The sequence below is a fragment of the Arenibacter arenosicollis genome (genome assembly GCF_014397245.1).
Taxonomy (GTDB): domain Bacteria; phylum Bacteroidota; class Bacteroidia; order Flavobacteriales; family Flavobacteriaceae; genus Arenibacter; species Arenibacter arenosicollis.
On record NZ_JACLHY010000002.1, the window covers coordinates 66,200 to 85,707 of the forward strand.

16 protein-coding genes are annotated in these 19,508 nt (G+C 39.1%); 10 read left to right on the forward strand and 6 right to left on the reverse strand.

Going from position 1 to position 19,508, the window contains the following annotated elements; all coding sequences use genetic code 11:
- Nucleotides 1-110 precede the first annotated feature (110 nt).
- The 4 genes from H4O18_RS03400 to H4O18_RS03415 all read left to right on the forward strand — a co-directional run bounded on the left by H4O18_RS03400 (nucleotide 111) and on the right by H4O18_RS03415 (nucleotide 3,501).
- The gene (locus H4O18_RS03400) at nucleotides 111-794 is read left to right on the forward strand and encodes a cell division ATP-binding protein FtsE (RefSeq protein WP_187581709.1); all 684 of its coding nucleotides are present in this window, start codon (nucleotides 111-113) and stop codon (nucleotides 792-794) included.
- A gap of 279 nt (nucleotides 795-1,073) precedes the next feature.
- Entirely contained in the window at nucleotides 1,074-1,556 is a 483-nt protein-coding gene (locus tag H4O18_RS03405) for a hypothetical protein (RefSeq protein WP_187581710.1), read from the forward strand.
- A gap of 149 nt (nucleotides 1,557-1,705) precedes the next feature.
- Entirely contained in the window at nucleotides 1,706-2,743 is a 1,038-nt protein-coding gene (locus H4O18_RS03410; protein WP_187581711.1) for a sensor histidine kinase, read from the forward strand.
- Complete coding sequence (locus H4O18_RS03415) at nucleotides 2,740-3,501, forward strand: LytR/AlgR family response regulator transcription factor (protein WP_187581712.1); 762 nt, start codon at nucleotides 2,740-2,742, stop codon at nucleotides 3,499-3,501. The genes H4O18_RS03410 and H4O18_RS03415 overlap by 4 nt, the downstream gene beginning before the upstream one ends.
- A gap of 186 nt (nucleotides 3,502-3,687) precedes the next feature.
- Here H4O18_RS03415 and H4O18_RS03420 read toward each other — a convergent pair whose 3' ends face one another.
- Nucleotides 3,688-6,723 (reverse strand): ThuA domain-containing protein, encoded by a 3,036-nt coding sequence (locus H4O18_RS03420; RefSeq protein WP_187581713.1) that lies wholly within the window; start codon nucleotides 6,721-6,723, stop codon nucleotides 3,688-3,690.
- Between the two features lie 285 nt (nucleotides 6,724-7,008).
- On the opposite strand from H4O18_RS03420, the gene H4O18_RS03425 reads away from it, so the two are divergent.
- The 3 genes from H4O18_RS03425 to ppgK all read left to right on the forward strand — a co-directional run bounded on the left by H4O18_RS03425 (nucleotide 7,009) and on the right by ppgK (nucleotide 10,249).
- Nucleotides 7,009-7,824 (forward strand): NUDIX hydrolase, encoded by an 816-nt coding sequence (locus tag H4O18_RS03425; protein WP_187581714.1) that lies wholly within the window; start codon nucleotides 7,009-7,011, stop codon nucleotides 7,822-7,824.
- Between the two features lie 56 nt (nucleotides 7,825-7,880).
- Nucleotides 7,881-9,368 carry a sulfatase gene (locus H4O18_RS03430; RefSeq protein WP_187581715.1) on the forward strand — a complete coding sequence of 496 codons (1,488 nt, stop codon included), beginning with the start codon at nucleotides 7,881-7,883 and terminating at the stop codon, nucleotides 9,366-9,368.
- 128 nt (nucleotides 9,369-9,496) lie between these two features.
- Entirely contained in the window at nucleotides 9,497-10,249 is a 753-nt protein-coding gene (gene ppgK, locus H4O18_RS03435) for a polyphosphate--glucose phosphotransferase (protein ID WP_187581716.1), read from the forward strand.
- 124 nt (nucleotides 10,250-10,373) lie between these two features.
- On the opposite strand, the gene H4O18_RS03440 is transcribed toward ppgK, so the two are convergent.
- From H4O18_RS03440 to H4O18_RS03455, 4 genes are all read right to left on the reverse strand, one after another.
- Nucleotides 10,374-11,282, reverse strand: a complete 909-nt coding sequence (locus H4O18_RS03440; RefSeq protein ID WP_187581717.1) for a hypothetical protein — start codon at nucleotides 11,280-11,282, stop codon at nucleotides 10,374-10,376.
- Nucleotides 11,283-11,321: 39 nt separating this feature from the next.
- Nucleotides 11,322-12,110, reverse strand: a complete 789-nt coding sequence (locus H4O18_RS03445; RefSeq protein WP_187581718.1) for an SDR family NAD(P)-dependent oxidoreductase — start codon at nucleotides 12,108-12,110, stop codon at nucleotides 11,322-11,324.
- A 310-nt stretch (nucleotides 12,111-12,420) separates the two neighbouring features.
- Entirely contained in the window at nucleotides 12,421-14,220 is a 1,800-nt protein-coding gene (gene typA, locus H4O18_RS03450; protein WP_187581719.1) for a translational GTPase TypA, read from the reverse strand.
- A 198-nt stretch (nucleotides 14,221-14,418) separates the two neighbouring features.
- Complete coding sequence (locus H4O18_RS03455; RefSeq protein ID WP_187581720.1) at nucleotides 14,419-14,904, reverse strand: DinB family protein; 486 nt, start codon at nucleotides 14,902-14,904, stop codon at nucleotides 14,419-14,421.
- Between the two features lie 179 nt (nucleotides 14,905-15,083).
- Here H4O18_RS03455 and kdsA point away from each other — a divergent pair, with 179 nt between their 5' ends.
- Together kdsA and H4O18_RS03465 are read left to right on the forward strand one after the other, a co-directional pair.
- Nucleotides 15,084-15,902 carry a 3-deoxy-8-phosphooctulonate synthase gene (gene kdsA / locus H4O18_RS03460; protein WP_187581721.1) on the forward strand — a complete coding sequence of 273 codons (819 nt, stop codon included), beginning with the start codon at nucleotides 15,084-15,086 and terminating at the stop codon, nucleotides 15,900-15,902.
- A gap of 304 nt (nucleotides 15,903-16,206) precedes the next feature.
- A complete protein-coding gene (locus tag H4O18_RS03465) occupies nucleotides 16,207-17,814 on the forward strand; it encodes a sulfatase family protein (RefSeq protein WP_187581722.1) in 1,608 nt (535 codons plus the stop codon).
- Nucleotides 17,815-17,904: 90 nt separating this feature from the next.
- Here H4O18_RS03465 and H4O18_RS03470 read toward each other — a convergent pair whose 3' ends face one another.
- Entirely contained in the window at nucleotides 17,905-18,264 is a 360-nt protein-coding gene (locus tag H4O18_RS03470; RefSeq protein WP_187581723.1) for a DUF1801 domain-containing protein, read from the reverse strand.
- Nucleotides 18,265-18,356: 92 nt separating this feature from the next.
- Between H4O18_RS03470 and H4O18_RS03475 the strand changes: the two genes are divergently transcribed.
- Nucleotides 18,357-19,472: an Sb-PDE family phosphodiesterase gene (locus H4O18_RS03475; RefSeq protein WP_187581724.1), complete on the forward strand. Its 1,116-nt coding sequence runs from the start codon at nucleotides 18,357-18,359 to the stop codon at nucleotides 19,470-19,472.
- The last annotated feature ends 36 nt before the right edge of the window (nucleotides 19,473-19,508 follow it).

A 19,508-nucleotide genomic window follows, 5' to 3' on the forward strand; every position in this document is an offset into this window, starting at 1 on the left:
TATATAACGATAAATATTGTCCTCAAGTATATGATAAAGAAAAAGATTTTTTAAGAAGATTTGATTTATTTCCGTAGGAACTTATTACATTTATATCAACATTAAAAACTATGAGCGAAAGCATATTGCAGCTGAAGGATGTAGCCGTATTTCAAGGAGAAAATTTAGTATTGAACGATATAAGCCTCGAAATAAAAAAAGGAGAGTTCGTATATCTTATCGGGAAAACGGGCAGTGGAAAAAGTAGCTTTATGAAAACCTTATATGGCGACCTCCCGTTAAAACAGGGGACAGGGCACATTGTGGATTTCGACCTTACCACTTTAAAGGAAAAAGAAATTCCGTATTTGAGAAGAAAACTAGGGGTTGTTTTCCAGGATTTCAAATTATTACCCGATCGCAATGTCAACAACAACCTGCTTTTTGTGCTAAAAGCAACTGGTTGGAAAGACCGGAGCGAAATGAACGCCAAGATTGAAGATGTCCTGGATAAAGTAGGCATGAAAACCAAAGGCTTTAAATTTCCCCATGAACTTTCGGGCGGGGAACAACAGCGTATTGCCATAGCAAGAGCCCTATTGAATGATCCTGATCTAATACTGGCGGACGAGCCCACCGGAAATCTGGACCCTCAGACCAGCGTAGAAGTTATGAAAGTACTGCAGGACATCAACAAAACAGGAAGGACCATCCTTATGGCCACCCATGACTACGCCCTTATCCTTAAATATCCATCAAAGACATTAAAGTGCGATGGTAATAAGGTTTTTGAAGTCATACAACGGGCAGTGTAAATATTAAAAAAGAAAATCCCCTAGTCTAGACCCACCATATCCTTCATCTAGCTGACCTTAAACAGCTGGCCATATTACCGGCTTAACTAGTTGCGTATGAGCCATACTACACCAATTTTATTACTTTATTTTCCAAATCCCGTTCGTTTCAGTTAAATCCAAAGTCGCTTCACCCACCATTTTGTCCACTTCACTTAATAACTACCAATTTGACACTAGTGCGCCCTTTATCTTTGTACCAGAAATAAAATGCAAATCAAAATATTAAAATTATATATCATGAAAAACACAGCTTTACTATTAAGTACCATACTAGTATCTCTTTCATTATTCTCATTTTCAGGGAAGGACAAATGTCTTAATTCTGATGACATCAACTGTTATATTGAATCCCACAACCCTTTTGCCGAAGGATTGCTTATGGATGAAGAAGTAAGAAATTTAAGCTTAGATCAAATTAACCTAATTGAAGATGAGGAAGAAATTAAATTAGGATTCGATACGACAACCTACCTTCCCCTTGGATTCAATGCTTATGCTGGGATGGATTTGGATCTTAACAGTATTATTGTTGAGGAATTGGATGAAGAAATTGTTTTGGATTTTGATCCGGCAAAATATCTTCCCCTAGGTTTTAATGCATATGAAGGCATGGAACTGAACCTCAACGATATTGTAGTAGAAGAAGTAGAAGAGGAAATTGATCTTGGTTTTGAAGTTATGAACTATCTTCCAAAAGGATTTAACCCCTTCTCTAAATAAAGAAAAGTTTTATAAGTAGACTACATCTAAGCCCTTGGCAATTCCATGGGCTTATTTTTTTTTCTAATGTCGTTATATCAATTAAATTCCATATATGGAACTATGATAGGGATAATTAATGAAGTATATTTAAAAATAACTAGGTTAACATGGAAAGTCCAAAACAGGTAAAGCAGCTCGAAATAATAAAAATCGCCCTACTGATTGCTGTTTTAGTTACCCTTCCGCTGACCATATCGCTTTTCAGGTCAACCGGTTTTAATAAAGAGATTTTTTCCAGTGAGCTGTTTGTAGATCTTGATTTAAAATTCTGGTTTTTCTTCCTTTTTTCCTGGTCTGCACTGCAGTTCAATACCAATTTCATTTATCGCATCCCTAAAAAGAACCGCTTGGTGGATTGGGGATTGAGGCTCGTGGGCAATATTGGAATTCTAGTGGCCACAATTTCTATTCTAAATTTTGTATACCCTATTTTTATTGAAAAAGACGTTTCTAACAGGGAAGAGGATTTTCAGGATTTTATATTTATCGTTGTACTCATCATCATACTTTTTATCTCCAGAATTTTAAGGCTAAAAATTATTCAGGGTGAAAGTATTTTGGAAAACGAACATTTAAAACAACAAAACTTACAAAATGAACTTTCTGCCCTTAAGAATCAAATCAACCCGCATTTTCTTTTTAATTCCCTAAATACACTCAATTCCCTAATACGAGACAATAAGGAGGCTACCATGTTTGTTAAAAAGCTTTCCTTTATGTACCGTTATATATTACAAAGCGGGGATAGAGATCTGGTCTCATTAAAAGAAGAACTTAAATTCCTGGAAAGCTATACCTATTTAATAAAAACAAGATACAGGAACCGTTTTCAAATTGATATCTCAATTGACGAAAATTATCTTGACAGAAAAATTCCCCCGTTGGCTTTACAGTTATTGGTAGAAAATGCGGTAAAACACAACGAGATTTCGGAAACACATCCTTTAAAAGTTCAAATCTACTCACAGGGCGAATGCATTTATGTGGAAAACAAAGTACGGGCGCGGACTACATTGGCGGAAGGTACCGGTACCGGACTTTTAAATCTGTACAAACGTTATTACATGATAAGAAAGCAGCAAATTATTGTTGATAAACAAAATGATATATTCCGTGTAAAGTTACCATTGAACAAAATGACATGAAAGTAGTTATTGTAGAAGATGAATTGGCGGCAAGTGAAAATCTTGTCTATATGCTAAAAAACTTGGAGGATACCATTGAGGTACTGGCAGTTCTAGATTCGGTAAAAACCTCGGTCGATTATTTTTCGCGAAATCAAGGGGCCGACCTGGTTTTTATGGATATACACCTGGCCGATGGGCTGTCATTTGAAATTTTTGATGCCATAAAAATTGATGCTCCCATAATCTTTACTACCGCTTATGACCAATATGCCTTAAAAGCATTCAAACTAAATAGCATCGATTATTTATTAAAACCCATAGATGAGGAGGAGTTGGAAGAAAGCCTAATTCAATTTAAAGAGCAAAAAAAAGGCAAGGGCCTTATTTCCAATCAAGTCGAAGGATTACTACATTTATTAAAAGATCAGAAAAAAGGCTACAAATCAATGTATTTGGTTCATCACAGGGATGAATTGATACCAGTAAAGACAGAAAAAATTGCGTACCTATATATTGATAATGGCATCGTTAAAGCAGTAACTAAGGATAAACAAACTTATGTCATAGAACAAAAACTGGAGGATATTGAAAATGAACTGGACCCGTCCAATTTTTACCGTCTTAACCGCCAATTTATTGTTCAAAGGGACGCTATTTCTGGGATCAAACAATATTTCAACGGAAAACTTATCGTAAACGTAATTCCTGTGTTTGAAGAGCGGGTAGTCGTCAGTAAGGCCAAGGCCGCCGAATTTAAAAACTGGATGAATAACTGACCCGAAAGATAAAGTGTCAATATGACTTTTTATTCAAACTCATTTATCCGTCAAAGGCTTTAGATATGAACCTGGCGGACGTAAAAGATATCAATCCGCCGGATAGCATCCAATTTAACAAAACTTACCCCTTATGGTTGCCAATTTTGCAATCATAAGGGGTAAATTATTCACCAAAAACGGACCTTACTTGGCCCCTGCATTGTCGGCATTGGCGTCTCTTTGCAATACTACCGATTTAGACCCTGTCAACGGTTTAACATTGTTTTTCCCATTATCTGTATAACTGGCTGTAATCACCATAACAGTAGCGCCCTTTGCAGGGTTTGGAACAATGCTTCCCGCTGCTGGCAAGGATTTCTTCTTAACGGCCGTGCTTGCAAGGGACTGGATATACAGGCCTATCTGCCTTGATTCATCCTTGGTCATGTTGGGATGTGCAGGCATGGTTACTTCTCCCCAAACGCCACTACCTCCGGAAATAATCTTACCCTGCAGATAACTTAGCCCCTTTTTATCGTTCTTATACTTTTCAGCGATATCGCGGTACATGGGTCCAACAGATTTTTCCTTTTCCTTATGACAGGTTTTACAGTCCAATGCCAATGTCAAAGCCTTTCCGGTAACGGCCGCCGAAACTTCTTGATGTCCCAATGAAAGTGAAGCCTCATCCATGCCTTCCAGATAATCTACGGAAACAAAAATATTGCTCTCATCAATCGCGGAACCATCTGGATCGGTTACGGAAACTTTATAATTCAAAGCCACCCCAGGCATAAAAAAAGATGAATTGTCACCAATGATATCTATAGATACTTCCGGTCTGGAATTTCCGGCCACTATGTTTAGAACTTGACTTTTGGCCGAAGCCTCCTTGTTATCCACAACAGTAGCGGACATAATATAATCTCCCACGTTTTCATAGGTATAGGTAATATCAGGGGTCGTAGTTTCCTTGGTTTCACCATTCCCAAAATCCCACACATAGGTCATTGCATCCTGTTCCCTATCCCTTGCCTCTACTTTTGCAGAAATAGTCAAAGGAAGTTTTCCAGATGTTTTATCAACAGTAATATTTTCTATTACCGGAGGTCTATTGCCGCCATTGTATTCTATATAACTCAATGCAGAATCATCATTTTTAGAAAACCAACCGCTGCCGTACTCCAAGAGATACACCCTACCATCAGGACCAACCTCCATATCGATAAGATTATTTAAAGTAATGTGATCCGCAAAAGGTTCCATCTTATTGAATTCCCCATTTGGAAATAAGCTAACGGCCATCATCCAGCCACGTATCCAATCATAAACCAATACTTTACCATCGTAATACTCCGGCAGGGCATTGGGACCATTGTAGAGATCGGAATAGTACACAGGTCCTGCCATAGCGTTCCTACCTCCAGTACCTGTTTGCGGGAATTCCTGGGATTCCACATATGGATAAAAACCATAGGCCGGCATTGCTTTAGGAAGTTCCCTAAGCCCCGTATTGTTTTTTGAATCGTTTATAGGTTTTTCGGGATCAAAGGCTTCTCCACTCTCCCCTGTAGCATAATCATAACTGCGGTATGGCTTATTATCCGCTACGAACAATGGCCAACCAAAATTTCCAGCTTCCCTGGCCTGATTCATTTCATCATAACCTCTGGGTCCTCTAGTATCCAAACTATCGACCCTAGCGTCCGGCCCCACATCTCCCCAATATACATAACCTCTTTTGGGGTCTACAGAAATCCTATACGGATTACGATGGCCCATAGTAAATATTTCAGGTCTGGTCTTGGCAGTTCCTACCGGAAATAAATTCCCTTCCGGGATACTATAACTTCCATCTTCATTTACCTTAATACGCAATATTTTACCTCTCAGATCATTGGTATTTCCAGAAGAACGACGGGCATCGTACTGTTCTTTTCCCGGGATATCGTTTAAGGGAGCAAAACCACTATTCACGTATTTCACCCCTTTTTCACTAAAGGGAGTGGAATTATCTCCTGTAGACAAATACAACATGTTATCTGGACCAAAAGCTATAGACCCTCCTGTATGGCAACATATTTCACGCTGACTATCCACTTCAAGAATAATCTGCTCAGTATTGGTATCCAAAACATCGTTCTCAAATTTAAACCTGGACAAACGGTTCACCCATTTATCACCTGTTGGACTGTAGTACAAATAAATCCAATGGTTGGTGTCAAAATTGGGATCTTTCTGCAAACCCATTAATCCTTCCTCCGCATTTGCATTTGCACTCAATGTTTTGTTATAAACATCCAAATATCCTACTTGGGACAATTCTTTGGTGGCTGCCTTGTACAACATTATTTCACCCCTTCTTTGGGAAATTAAAATATCATTATTGGGTAAAATGGCCATTTCTGTAGGCTCAAAAAATTCACCATATTTTAAGGGAACTTTGGTAAAACGATCGGTATCCGGTGGAATTTGAGTAGTAACCTTTGTATAATCCAAGATTTCATTCTTCCCTATGGCATATTGAATACCTCCCAATAGATGTTTTAAATACAATTCTTCGGAAAAACTTTCCTCGGTGTGGCCCAAGGCTGTATAAAAGGCACGACCGCCGTCGTATTCGTGATACCAGCTCATAGGGTGATGATCTCCGTTGATACCTCCCTCATAGCTCTTTTCGTCAACGGTCATTAAAACATTTACCTCAGGGTTTATTTTCTTAAAATTATAGAGTTCATCAGTGCGATGCCAAATAGAATCGGTAAACATGTTGGTAGCACCAAAAGTGTTGTCCTTAATAACAAAATCCGCTTCTGGTGTACCTGCAGGATGACTGGCAAAATAAGCACCTACCAATCTTCCATACCAATTCCAATCATATTCGGTATCAGTTGCAGCATGTACACCAACAAAACCTCCACCGGCCTGAATATACCTTTCAAAGGCAGCCTCTTGTTTAGCATCCAATATATTGCCTGTAGTACTCAAAAATACTATAGCCGAATACTTTTTTAAGTCATCATCATTAAAGACTTCGGCATTTTTTGTAGTATCTACACTAATATTGTTTTCCTCCCCCAACTTTTGAATTGCTTCCAATCCTTTAGGTATAGAAGAATGTTTAAAGCCCATAGTCTTTGAAAAGACCAAAATTCGGGGTTCGCCTTCCCTTTTCTTGCTATCACAAGAGGTAAAGAATAATATAAAAACACCAAGGATCAGGGCAATGTAATTTTTCATCAATAAGTTATTAAAAAGATTATTTGGATCTAACGGAGAAGCTTAAATTATACATAACAGGATTAGAAGTCGAAATATCAACAAGGACATAGCTCTATTTTAAAATAATAAACAATTGGCCATGCCCGAAATTTTGAATTTCTCAAATATAGCATTTATTTAATATTATTACAGCGACACTTTTAATTATTGAAACGATTTCATTTTCCCATTCCCAATATCACTTTCAATACTCTACCCTCCAGCGAAAATTATTTTATACCTTTAAGCAACCAACTAAGGCCAATGATTTTAAAAAAACAAGTCTATAAGGTAGACAGAAAGGTTAATCCGTTAATTGGGATCCTCCTATTCTTCATCTCTATAATTTTACTCATATTCACCCTCCCTTTGGGTTTTGTATATGGTCTTTTTCATGGTATGTTCAAAAAGGGTATTGTTGGATTGTCCGAGTATCTTCTGAAAATTGCCATATCCATAGATCAATTGGGAAATGTTGGGATGCAGCATCTTTTAAACCTAGTCTGGATCAAGAAGGGGGGTTATAAATTTGGCAATCGGGACGAGACCATTTCAAGTGCCCTTGGCCGAAATCACAAGTTGGGGACACTCACCAAATTTGGGACAGCCATAGATCAACTCTTGGATTTTATAGACAAGAACCACTCCCTAAATTCCATTGACTACTATATTGAGCCTTCGTCCGAAATCATAGATCAATTGGCATGGATCCATGTCGCAGACCAAAAGCTATTGGCCATTAAACCTAAAGGAAAGACCAACTTTATTCTTCCTGGGGGACAAAAAGAACCAAAAGAGTCGGACGTAATGACTCTGTCCCGGGAAATCAAAGATGAACTGGGAATAATTTTAGATATCTCCTCCTTTGAACATCTAGGAATTTTTGAAGCACGGGCCAACGGAAGGAAACCCAATATATTGATCAGATCAACCTGCTATTCATCCGAATATACGGGAGAACTTAAGGTTAACCCGGAAGTAGGTGAAATTTTTTGGCTGAATTACGTGGACAGGGAAAGTGTATCCGAAGTTGATAGTTTAATCTTTGACATCCTTAAAGACTCAGGCCTGTTGGCATGATATTTTTCCGATTCATATATTTATAACTATTTTAACCCAATTAATTTAATTTGCCCATGCCAACCCATTTTAAAAAACCATTCATCCTACTGGCAATTCTAGTATTCTTGGGAAGTAATCTGCAATGCAAGCAAGCACAAAAGCCGCCCAATGTTTTGTTTATTGCCGTGGATGACCTGAGAACGGAGTTAGGTGCTTATGGCCATCCAATTGTTCAATCCCCCAATATGGACGCTTTGGCGTCCGAAGGATCAGTTTTCACCAATCACTTTGTACAGGTCCCAACCTGCGGAGCGTCTAGATATGCACTGTTAACCGGTATGCGCCCCAGCAAGCCATTACATTTGAACAATAATGCCATTGAAAAGGAAATATCAAATGCAAAAGAGAATAATGTACCGGAGACCTTTATCCACCATCTTAAAAGGAATGGCTACTACACCGTTGGCATTGGTAAGATAAGTCACTCAGCAGATGGTTTGGTCTATGATTATGAAGCACCCGTATCCACCAAAAAAGAATTGCCCTATAGTTGGGACGAGCTATTATTTGATGCTGGAAAATGGGGTACTGGTTGGAACGCATTTTTTGGGTATGCCAACGGAGAAAATAGGCAAAGCCTAAAGAAACAGGTTAAACCATTTGAGGCAGGGGAAGTGGATGACGAGGGTTACCCCGACGGATTAACCACCAAATTGGCCATTTCAAAACTTAGGGAACTTAAAGATAAGGAGCAACCGTTCTTTATGGGCGTTGGCTTTTTTAAACCCCATTTGCCATTTAATGCTCCAAAAAAGTATTGGGATCTATACGATCGGGAACAAATACCTCTTTCACCCAACCCAAATATCCCAGGGAACATTAGTTTAAAGAGTCTACATGAGAGTGGGGAATTTAATCAATATGCACTTGGCGAGGAAAAGGCGAGTCTATCCAAATCCGTATCCGATGAATACTCCAAAAAACTAAGACATGCCTATTTAGCCTCAATAAGTTATATAGATGCGCAAATAGGGATGATTTGGGATGAGCTAAAAGTGCTGGATTTGGATAAAACTACCATTATTGTGATTTGGGGCGACCACGGCTGGCATTTGGGGGATCAGCGGGTTTGGGGAAAACATACCCTATTTGAAAATGCATTAAAAAGTGCCTTGATCATTAAATCACCATTTGAAGAAAATCAGACTAAAAAAGTGGAATCCATTGTTGAAACCGTGGATATTTACCCAACGATAATGGAACTTTGCAACATTGATATGAAACACCAAATAGATGGCGAAAGCTTTAGCGATAGTTTCACAGGCGCTACACCAAAAAAAGATCAAGTGGCATACAGCTATTTTAGAAATGGAATTTCGTTGCGGACCGCAAAATATAGATTAACCAAATATTATAGGCAGGACGAACCTACCATTGAACTTTACGATCACATTACAGACCCTAATGAAACCGAAAATATAGCCCAGATGAATCCGGACATTATTGAATCACTAATGCCATTGTTGGAAAAAGGGAATACGGGATTGTACGGAAGTAACTAAAGAATCCAGGTGGCAATTGCGCTATAAATAGGCCTCATCAAGGGCACAAAAGTCTGTCCGGGAAGTATGCATACTACAACTCCCAAAAGTTTTTTGTTTCTTTGTTCGCAAATACTTTAATTTAATACATGGAAATCCTCGGAATAGATATCGGTGGCTCGGGCATAAAAGGAGCTCTAGTAAATATGGAAACAGGTGAAATGATTACGGAGCGGTTTAGAATACCCACTCCAAAATCGCGAAAACCAAAACCCATGGCCGAAGTAGTAGCCAAAATTGTAAAACATTTTGATTACAAAGGACCCATTGGTTGCGGATTTCCAACAGTTATTAAAAAAGGTATTTGCAAGACTCCCGGAAATCTACACAAGAAATGGGCAGGAGTAAATGTGGACGAACTATTTAGCGAAGCTACCGGTTTACCCGTAAAAGTGGTCAACGATGCCGACGCTGCAGGATATGCATCCATGAACTTTGGTGTAGGAAGAGGCAAGGATGGTCTTGTGGTGATGATTACTATCGGAACGGGACTTGGCAGCGGTGTATTTTTTAACGGAGAATTGATACCAAATTTTGAGTTGGGACAAATTCCGTATAAAAAATATGATAAAATTGAACTGTGGGCAGCAGCTTCCGCCAAAGAAAGGGAAGAACTTAGTTATAAAAAATGGGGAAAACGCTTTAATGTCTTTTTGGAATTCGTTGAATTGATAGTGTCTCCCGATCTAATTATATTGGGTGGAGGAACCTCCAAGGACTGGGACGAATTTAAAGACTACATAAGTATTGAAACTCCTGTAATTCCAGCAGAGTTACAAAATCATGCCGGGATTATCGGTGCCGCAGCCGCAGCATACAACAAAAAGGCATTGGCACAGTAAAGACTGTTACTTTAGATTGGCCCGCCATTACAACTAAGGTTTATTACATATATCTGGCCAATTTGGCGGATCTATAAAAAAGGTGATTTCCAGAAATTGGAAATCACCTTTTTTTATGCATAAATTATAGACCTTCTATCAGCGTAGCACCTTCTGGGCGTTTAAAAAAATCTTCAGTCAAGTGATTTTTGAATTCAATATGGCTCAATTCAATAGTAGTAATAGGCTCTCCTTTTGGCTGTCCCTCTTCAGTTGACCAATATGTATTAAATTTTAATGGCAAGCTAATACCGTTAATAGTTTTTCGGTCGACCAAATCCATAATTTTTTCCGGATTATTTCCTCCGTTGGGAAAATACCCCGGGTATGAAACTATATACCTAAGTGCAGTTAACAAATGTGTTTTGGCATCCAGATACAAAATATAATAATCGTCAGGGGCATCACCAGTACCGGAAGCGAAGGTTACCTTAACCACATCCTGTGGTGCATCCTTATAATTAATTCCCGGCAACAATTCCAAATTAACACCTTCCCCATCCAAAACAAGAGGTTGTGCGGCCAGATATAAAGGAGTCAATGCCCAAAAACGCAAATTATAATTAAAAGCAGTGCTGTCCTTTGCTTTTACCCAAGCATTTTCACCGTCCCATCCAAAAATTGCGGTACTGTCGGCCGCACTAATGTGCCTTGCCTTATTGCTCCATGTATCTATAGTTTGATAAGTGTCACGAGGTACTGAACCATCCAATGGCTGATAATTAAATCTAAAGGTCAAATAGCCATTGCTATACCATTTATTTAAACCTCCCATCGCTTCCATGGCATCCCAAACCACTTTTCCCGCCTCAGACCCATCAAGTCTCTTTTTTGCCTTGTCAACCCTATTATTCACCCAAGAAATTGGAGTTGAACTTGGGTTGGCTTCACTACCCAATTCGGTCTCAGCAACCTCATGTTTTGATTGGGAAGTTTCCTTACAGGACAACAAAAAACTACTTATTATTACTGCATAGATAAGCGTATACTTCATATTTAAAATTGTGTTTTACTATTAATATTCCCACAAGGATTAAACGGCTTTATGGCCTAAACTTGCTTTTTTTCGGTCCTCATAATTCTGTGCTACCATTTTGTCAAATTCCTTAGGTGCCTCGAAATTCATAATATTTTCCCTAAGTCGTTCCTCACCGCCAAAAATTACATGTAATTCTTTATTTAGTAAACCTTCTATGGACCTGTGGGCCACAAATTCAGGGGAATCCATCACTCTACCTTTAAATTTCTCCATCATATCCGTATCCGTTGCGGTTGGAAAAGAGCAGGTAACACTTATATTGAACGGGGCAAGCTCCCTTCGCATAGCATCCGAAAATTGGCGTACGGCAGCCTTAGTGCTTCCATAGGCTGCATAAAAGGGCATACCTAACAGACCCAAACCTGAAGATATATTTAAAATTGCAGCTTCTTTGGATGCTTTTAAAAGTGGTATGCAGTATTTAGTAAGTAAAAATACAGCTGTAATATTTACCGCTACTTGATCATACAAATCTTCATCCTGAATATCTTCCAAGGGACCTGCAGATACAATGCCAGCATTATTGATTAAGATATCCAGATGCCCCCATTTGTCTTCTATAAGAGCCGCTGCCTCCCGTAAAACTTCTATGTTCGCCACATCGCCAGTAATGCGTATAAACTTAACGTCTTCAAAATCCTGGGATAGCTGTTTTAAATTTTGTTTATCACGGGCAATCACGGCAATATGGCGTACACCACCATTTACCAATTCCTGTATCATACATTTTCCAATCCCTCTAGTACCACCAGTGATGAGTACATTTTTTCCTTCTAGTTGCATATTTTATTAATTTGGATTAGGCTGAATTAAGTTATAATTCAACTTTAAATTAGCTAAAATTCATATCCGAAGCGAAGAAAAATAGACTTAGTTCAAATTATTCAGAAAGTAGAAAAATGTAACCCAAAATTTTAGTGATTTCTTAGTCCAAGGGGCCAAAATGACAATTTTCCTGACTTATATCACCAAGCCTCTCGGGTTAAAATTGAGCTAGAAAATTTGTTGCAACCAAAAAGCCACCTAAAAAGGTGGCTCAAAGTTTATATAAATGGAGCAAAAAAAAAAGCCCCTTTAAAAGGGACTTTTCTACTTATGCTATTTTATTACGCTTACGATCATTTTCCGTTAAATATATTTTCCTTAAACGGATATGTTTTGGAGTTACCTCCACATATTCATCTTTCTGAATATATTCCAAAGCTTCCTCCAACGAAAACTTAATAGCAGGAACAATTTTGGCTTTATCATCCGCGCCTGAGGAACGAACGTTGGACAATTTCTTAGTTTTCGTAATGTTAATCGTCATATCGTCACCTCTGGAGTTTTCTCCAATTACCTGACCTTCGTAGATATCTTCTCCCGGATCAACAAAAAACTTACCTCTGTCCTGTAATTTATCAATTGAGTAAGGAATAGACTTTCCTGTTTCCATAGAAACCAAAGATCCATTTTGTCTTTGTGGGATATCCCCTTTCATAGGCTGGTATTCCAAAAATCGGTGCGACATAATTGCCTCACCTGCAGTAGCTGTCAACAATTGGTTTCTTAGGCCAATGATACCACGTGAAGGGATTAAAAATTCACAAATCATTCTATTTCCCTTGGCCTCCATACTGGTCATCTCCCCTTTTCGGATTGAAACCATTTCTACTGCCCTACCTGAAACTTCTTCAGGTAAATCTATGGTCAATTGCTCAATAGGCTCACATTTCACCCCATCAATCTCCTTAATGATTACTTGTGGCTGCCCAATTTGTAATTCATAACCTTCCCTTCTCATAGTTTCAATTAAAACTGAAAGGTGCAATACTCCACGACCAAAAACTAAAAATTTATCGGCACTATCGGTTTCATTTACCCTTAAAGCCAAATTCTTTTCCAATTCCCTTTTTAGACGGTCATTGATATGTCTGGAAGTAACAAATTTACCATCCTTGCCAAAAAATGGACTATCGTTAATGGTAAACAACATACTCATGGTTGGCTCATCTATAGCAATAGTCTTTAATTGTTCAGGGTTTTCAATATCAGCAACAGTGTCCCCAATTTCGAAACCTTCGATACCTACCAATGCACAAATGTCTCCGGTAGCTACCTCTTGAACCTTCAATCGGCCCATTCCCTCGAAGGTATATAGTTCCTTAATTTTAGTCTTTACAATATTTCCGTTCCTTTTCACCAAAGAGACTTGTTGACCTTCTTTCAAAGTACCTCTTTGCAATCTACCAATAGCGATCCTACCGGTAAAAGAAGAGAAATCCAAAGAAGTGATCAACATTTGCGTATTACCTGGCTTAGGTTCAAAAGTAGGAATATGCTCAATAACCATATCCAATAACGGCTCTATGTTCTCGGTCTGGTTTTTCCAATCATCACTCATCCAATTGTTCTTTGCAGAACCGTATACCGTTGGAAAATCCAATTGCCATTCTTCGGCACCAAGTTCGAACATTAGATCAAAAACTTTCTCGTGTACTTCCTCTGGAGTACAGTTTTCCTTGTCAACCTTGTTAATAACAACACAGGGCTTTAGACCTAGATCTATCGCCTTTTGAAGTACAAAACGAGTTTGTGGCATAGGACCTTCAAAGGCATCCACCAACAAAAGAACACCATCAGCCATATTAAGAACACGCTCTACTTCACCACCGAAATCGGCGTGACCAGGGGTATCAATAATGTTGATCTTGGTATCCTTGTAAACCACGGAAACGTTCTTTGAGGTAATAGTAATACCTCTTTCACGCTCCAAGTCATTATTGTCCAAAATTAGGTCACCAGTATTCTGATTCTCCCTAAATAGTTGACAGTGATACATTATTTTATCTACCAAGGTGGTTTTACCGTGGTCAACGTGGGCTATAATAGCTATGTTTTTTGTTACTCCCATAATATGATTTTATACGCATCTAAGCACCCTAAATGCGGGCGCAAAGATACTCATTTTTTTTACGCCAACTACAAAAGCCCAATTTTTCTTATCTTATTGATATTGAAGCAGTTTTACAAAGCTTGGGATAATGCTCTTTAATTACGGAAAAGTAGTATTAACCCTACTATTTGAAACCCTATTTTGCTCCATATTGATTTATTGCTCATCTGCAGAGGGACCATAGGTAGCAGGAACCGACTCGTTCAACAACCGAAGGCATACACCCAATTGGGCTCTATGATGCGGAAATTGATTTAATACCATCCCCCTTAGCACTTGATACTTGGGCATTTCCATCACAGTCTGTCCTCCTTGGATCATTTTCCATTTCCTATCATATTCACTGTTGGCTACTTTTAGAGAATCTGCCGCTTCCTTTGCAGCCGATTTCAGGGTTTTAATCATTTCGTCCACATTGTCATTAATTGGAGGTTTGTATTCATCCATCACCATCTCATCTTGAGACATCGTTCCTACCACCCAACTAGGCAATTCGGCCAAATGACTACCCAATTGCTTAATGGACATGGATTTAGGATGAGGACGCCAGTCCAATTTATCCTTAGGAATGCGTCTTAAGAACTTCTCTGTAAGAGCTACTTCGTGTTCCAATTCCGGAATAAGTAATTTTTGAATTTCCATGATGTCTTGTTTTTTGATTAACTCTTTAATTTACAACAATTATCCCACTATGTTGTCATCCAAGTACCTAGTTTACCTAGAATTATCACAAATTTAACCTACCTCCAAAACACTTTAAGAATGGTCAAAGAATAATTTGCTGTCTTCAAATTCCTATCTTTGTACCAAAATTAGGACCAATGAATCTAGAGCTTGTACCTCAACTTAAACATACCAAAAGCAACAACTTTTTTTTACTGTGTGGGCCATGTGCCATTGAAGGGGAAGAAATGGCGATGCGAATTGCAGAAAAGGTAGTATCTATAACCGATAAATTAAACATTCCCTACGTTTTTAAGGGAAGTTTTAAAAAGGCCAACCGTAGCCGGGTAGACTCCTTTACTGGTATCGGGGATGAAAAGGCCCTAAAAATTCTCAGAAAAGTATCCGAAACTTTTAAGGTACCTACCATAACGGATATTCATGAAATTTCAGACGCCCATATGGCCGCAGAATATGTCGATATCCTGCAAATTCCCGCATTTTTGGTGCGTCAGACCGATTTAGTTGTTGCGGCAGCCGAAACCGGAAAAGTAATCAATCTAAAAAAGGGACAGTTTATGAGCCCGGAAAGCATGAAGCACGCAGTACAAAAAGTCCTTGATTCCAATAACGAACAGGTTATGGTAACCGATAGGGGCACTATGTTTGGCTACCAGGATATGATCGTGGATTTCCGTGGCATCCCTACTATGAAGCAGTATGCACCAGTGGTATTGGACGTTACCCATTCCTTACAACAGCCCAATCAGTCTTCCGGAGTTACGGGCGGAAGACCGGATATGATAGAAACCATAGCACGAGCAGGCATTGTTACTGGTGCCGACGGTATTTTTATGGAAACCCATTTTGATCCTGCCAATGCCAAAAGTGATGGAGCCAATATGCTTCATCTGGATCATCTGGAGAAACTGTTGACCAATTTGGTAGCGATAAGAAAAACGGTAAATTCCTTATAACTACACTGAAATTCTTTAAAGATTTTATCGAGATATTATTGAATGCCGCACTAAAATGTGCGGCATTTTTCATTATAGATATAATGTAATATAAAAAAGATGACTTAAAGACTTCGAACAAAAGTATATCGCCTATTCATAATCCATACTAATCAACAAGGGCCAACTGAGCATATATTTTTATTCTTACAAGGCATTTAGTTGGCATTTGTAGGTTAAAAACATAAATTTGTCCTTGGCCTAGCCTGTAATGCCAATAAAAAATTGATACAGGCATAATTGATGTTCACCCTAACCCGTAACTATGAATCGCATACTATTTTATCTCTTTTTCGGAGGATTTTTTTTATTGTTGACCTCTTGTAATGAGAAAGTAGAGGAACAAATATCGAAAAAACCGAATATATTGTTCATCATGTCCGATGACCATGCATATCAAGCCATTAGCGCCTATGATGATCAATTAATTAACACCCCGAATATAGACCGAATTGCCAAGGAAGGAATGCTCTTTACCAATGCCAGTGTTACCAATTCCATATGTGCGCCTTCGCGTGCCGTTATCCTGACCGGAAAACATAGCCACATTAATGGCAAGATTGACAATATCTCCCCATTTGACACTACCAATGTGACATTTCCCCAATTATTGCAGAAAGCAGGCTACCAGACAGCTATGTTCGGGAAGCTCCATTTTGGCAACAACCCCAAGGGTTTCGATGAATTTAAGATTCTTCCAGGACAAGGAGATTATTACAACCCCCGCTTTATTACAGCTACCGGGGATACCACCGTTACAGGCTATGTTACCGATATTACCACCGACCTCACATTGGATTGGCTAAAAAACCGTAGGGATGCCAAAAAACCCTTTATGTTGATGTATTTGCACAAGGCACCACACAGGTCCTGGATGCCAGCCCCAAGACATTACAAAGAATTTACCAAAAAAAACTATCCATTACCAGCTACTTTGTTCGACGATTATGCTACACGTGAAACCACGGCCGGTCCTGCCGAGATGAACATACTTAAGCATATGACCTTGCGATATGACCTAAAAATAACGGATGCGGTACTGGAAGAATTAAAAATAGAGGAACACTTGGGCATTGGAGGCCTAAACAAATTTAATCCTGAACAGAGAGCTGAATGGGACAAGGTATACGGCCCTATTAATGAGGCATTTAAAAAGGAGTATAGTAACATGAACGATTCTACCCTTATGGTTTGGAAATACCAAAGGTATATGCAGGATTATTTAGGGACCATTGCTGCGGTTGATGAAAACGTAGGTCGAGTCTTGGATTATTTGGATAACGAGGGACTTGCGGAGAACACCTTGGTGGTGTACACTTCTGATCAAGGTTTTTATCTGGGGGAACACGGCTGGTTCGACAAAAGGTTTATGTACGATGAATCTTTTAAAACCCCGCTACTTATAAAATGGCCAAATGTAATTACTCCAGGAACTACAGAAGATGAAATGGTACAGAACTTGGATTTTGCCCAGACCTTTTTGGAAGTTGCGGGTGTAAAATCCCCAGAGGACATGCAGGGCAAAAGCCTAGTACCACTTCTTAAGGTTGAAAAGGAGAAATGGGATCGGGATGCAGTTTATTACCATTATTACGAATATCCTGCGGAACATGCGGTAAAGCGTCATTATGGCATTGCCACAAAAGAGTTTAAATTAATACACTTTTATTACGATGTGGATGTGTGGGAACTCTACGATCGCGAAAAAGATCCACAGGAGTTGCACAATGTATTTGATGACTCGGATTATGCCCAAGTGGTATCTGAACTGAAGGAGAAACTTAATGAATTAAGGAAAAAATACAAAGATTCCGATTCGTTGAGCAACCAATATATTCAACTTTATAAGGATAAAGGGTTGATCGAGGAGTAGGCGGTGGTCAGTGGTCAGTGGTCAGTAAAATTTAATAAGACAAGGGGGAATTCATGTAAATCTCACAACCAATTATGGTTTTTTTTGATTTTATTTCCAAAATTTTCTATCCTTAACGCTATAGGCATCCTCCAGGACTTCCTTTAGAACGGTAGTATCAATGTCTTCCAAGGATTTGTAACGAAGGGATTTCATCATTTTTCGCCCCTCTGTGTTCATTTGCTCCAAATGCACAGTTAAATGGGCCGCGTTCCAGAACCCAAGATCCACATAATCCTTACTTTGGTTTAAATAGCAGTAAGGCTTGCCGTTGATGTAGTAAAAAGGGATCTTATATTTAAATTTTAACTCCACACCTGGAATGGCACCTTCAATGACCGCTTGGAGGTACAATAGAATGCCCCTGTATGGCTCTGGCTGGTTAAGGATATATTCTTCTGCTGGATTCATGATGGACTTAATTTACCTTTTCTTAACCAAATGAACATATTTTTCTTTATTTTCAAGGAATTCTATCCATTATTTTTGAAAAAACAACCGAAATGAAAAATACCATTATAACCTTGGCGTTGCTATTCACTTTCCTAGGCCTAAACGCCCAAACCCATTCACATTCCGGGGCACAGCCACTGTCCTACCCCAACATAGATGGATATGTTACCTTGAAGACCGATTTACACATGCACAGTGTATTTTCTGACGGCAAGGTTTGGCCTACAATAAGAGTAGAGGAAGCACTACGGGAAAACTTGGATGCCATATCCCTGACCGAGCATTTGGAGTACCAGCCACATAAAGAGGATATTCCGCATCCAGATCGCAACAGAGCCTATCATCTAGCCATGGAGGAAGCTAAGGAACACGAGCTATTAATAGTGCCAGGCTCTGAAATTACCCGTTCCGCCCCAGTTGGACATAACAATGCCGTTTTTATTACCGATGCCAATGAATTACTGCATGATGATGCGAAAGATGCTTTTACTGCTGCAAAAAAACAACAGGCTTTCGTTTTCTGGAACCACCCCGCATGGTATGCCCAAAGTATGGCCGGCACCCCGATATTAAGTGATTTTCAAAAAGAAAGGATAAAGAAAAGTGAATTACACGGAATTGAAGTCATTAACACCGTGGATTATTCCGAGGAATCCCTTGCTCTGGCACTTGAGAACAATTTAACTATTATGGGAACCAGTGACATACACGGGTTGATCGACTGGAGCTACACCCAAAAGGGCAACCACCGCCCCATTACCTTGGTATTTGCAAAAGAAAAGAGCATTGAGGGATTAAAAGTGGCCCTTTTTGCAGGTAGAACAGTTGCCGTTTATAACGATCTTCTTGTTGGGAAAGCCAGTTACCTAAAGCCTTTATTAAAAGCGAGTATTGAGATAGTAAGTGCAGCGTATATTGGGAAGACCCAGGTTCTGGAAATAGAGCTTAAAAATATATCCAGTAGCGACCTCTTATTTGAAAATGCAATGTCTTTTACCTTTTACGATAGCTCCCCAGTATTTGAGATTCCCGCTGGAGAATCGAAAATCATCAAAATAAAAACTTTGAACAGGCTTGGTAGCCTAGACCTGAAACTCGAGGCCCTAGGCGCCTTTACTGCACCCAAGGAGCACCCAATGATTGAATGGAAAATCAATGTTGAATAGACGGGACCAGTTTATTTTTAGTCAGACATCCCTGTT

Excerpts from the sequence above, each read along its gene's own strand:
- H4O18_RS03400 (WP_187581709.1), top strand. The coding sequence starts at position 111 with ATGAGCGAAAGCATATTGCAGCTGAAGGATGTAGCCGTATTTCAAGGA.
- H4O18_RS03405 (WP_187581710.1), top strand. The coding sequence starts at position 1,074 with ATGAAAAACACAGCTTTACTATTAAGTACCATACTAGTATCTCTTTCA.
- H4O18_RS03410 (WP_187581711.1), top strand. The coding sequence starts at position 1,706 with ATGGAAAGTCCAAAACAGGTAAAGCAGCTCGAAATAATAAAAATCGCC.
- H4O18_RS03415 (WP_187581712.1), top strand. The coding sequence starts at position 2,740 with ATGAAAGTAGTTATTGTAGAAGATGAATTGGCGGCAAGTGAAAATCTT.
- H4O18_RS03420 (WP_187581713.1), bottom strand. The coding sequence starts at position 6,723 with ATGAAAAATTACATTGCCCTGATCCTTGGTGTTTTTATATTATTCTTT.
- H4O18_RS03425 (WP_187581714.1), top strand. The coding sequence starts at position 7,009 with ATGATTTTAAAAAAACAAGTCTATAAGGTAGACAGAAAGGTTAATCCG.
- H4O18_RS03430 (WP_187581715.1), top strand. The coding sequence starts at position 7,881 with ATGCCAACCCATTTTAAAAAACCATTCATCCTACTGGCAATTCTAGTA.
- ppgK (WP_187581716.1), top strand. The coding sequence starts at position 9,497 with ATGGAAATCCTCGGAATAGATATCGGTGGCTCGGGCATAAAAGGAGCT.
- H4O18_RS03440 (WP_187581717.1), bottom strand. The coding sequence starts at position 11,282 with ATGAAGTATACGCTTATCTATGCAGTAATAATAAGTAGTTTTTTGTTG.
- H4O18_RS03445 (WP_187581718.1), bottom strand. The coding sequence starts at position 12,110 with ATGCAACTAGAAGGAAAAAATGTACTCATCACTGGTGGTACTAGAGGG.
- typA (WP_187581719.1), bottom strand. The coding sequence starts at position 14,220 with ATGGGAGTAACAAAAAACATAGCTATTATAGCCCACGTTGACCACGGT.
- H4O18_RS03455 (WP_187581720.1), bottom strand. The coding sequence starts at position 14,904 with ATGGAAATTCAAAAATTACTTATTCCGGAATTGGAACACGAAGTAGCT.
- kdsA (WP_187581721.1), top strand. The coding sequence starts at position 15,084 with ATGAATCTAGAGCTTGTACCTCAACTTAAACATACCAAAAGCAACAAC.
- H4O18_RS03465 (WP_187581722.1), top strand. The coding sequence starts at position 16,207 with ATGAATCGCATACTATTTTATCTCTTTTTCGGAGGATTTTTTTTATTG.
- H4O18_RS03470 (WP_187581723.1), bottom strand. The coding sequence starts at position 18,264 with ATGAATCCAGCAGAAGAATATATCCTTAACCAGCCAGAGCCATACAGG.
- H4O18_RS03475 (WP_187581724.1), top strand. The coding sequence starts at position 18,357 with ATGAAAAATACCATTATAACCTTGGCGTTGCTATTCACTTTCCTAGGC.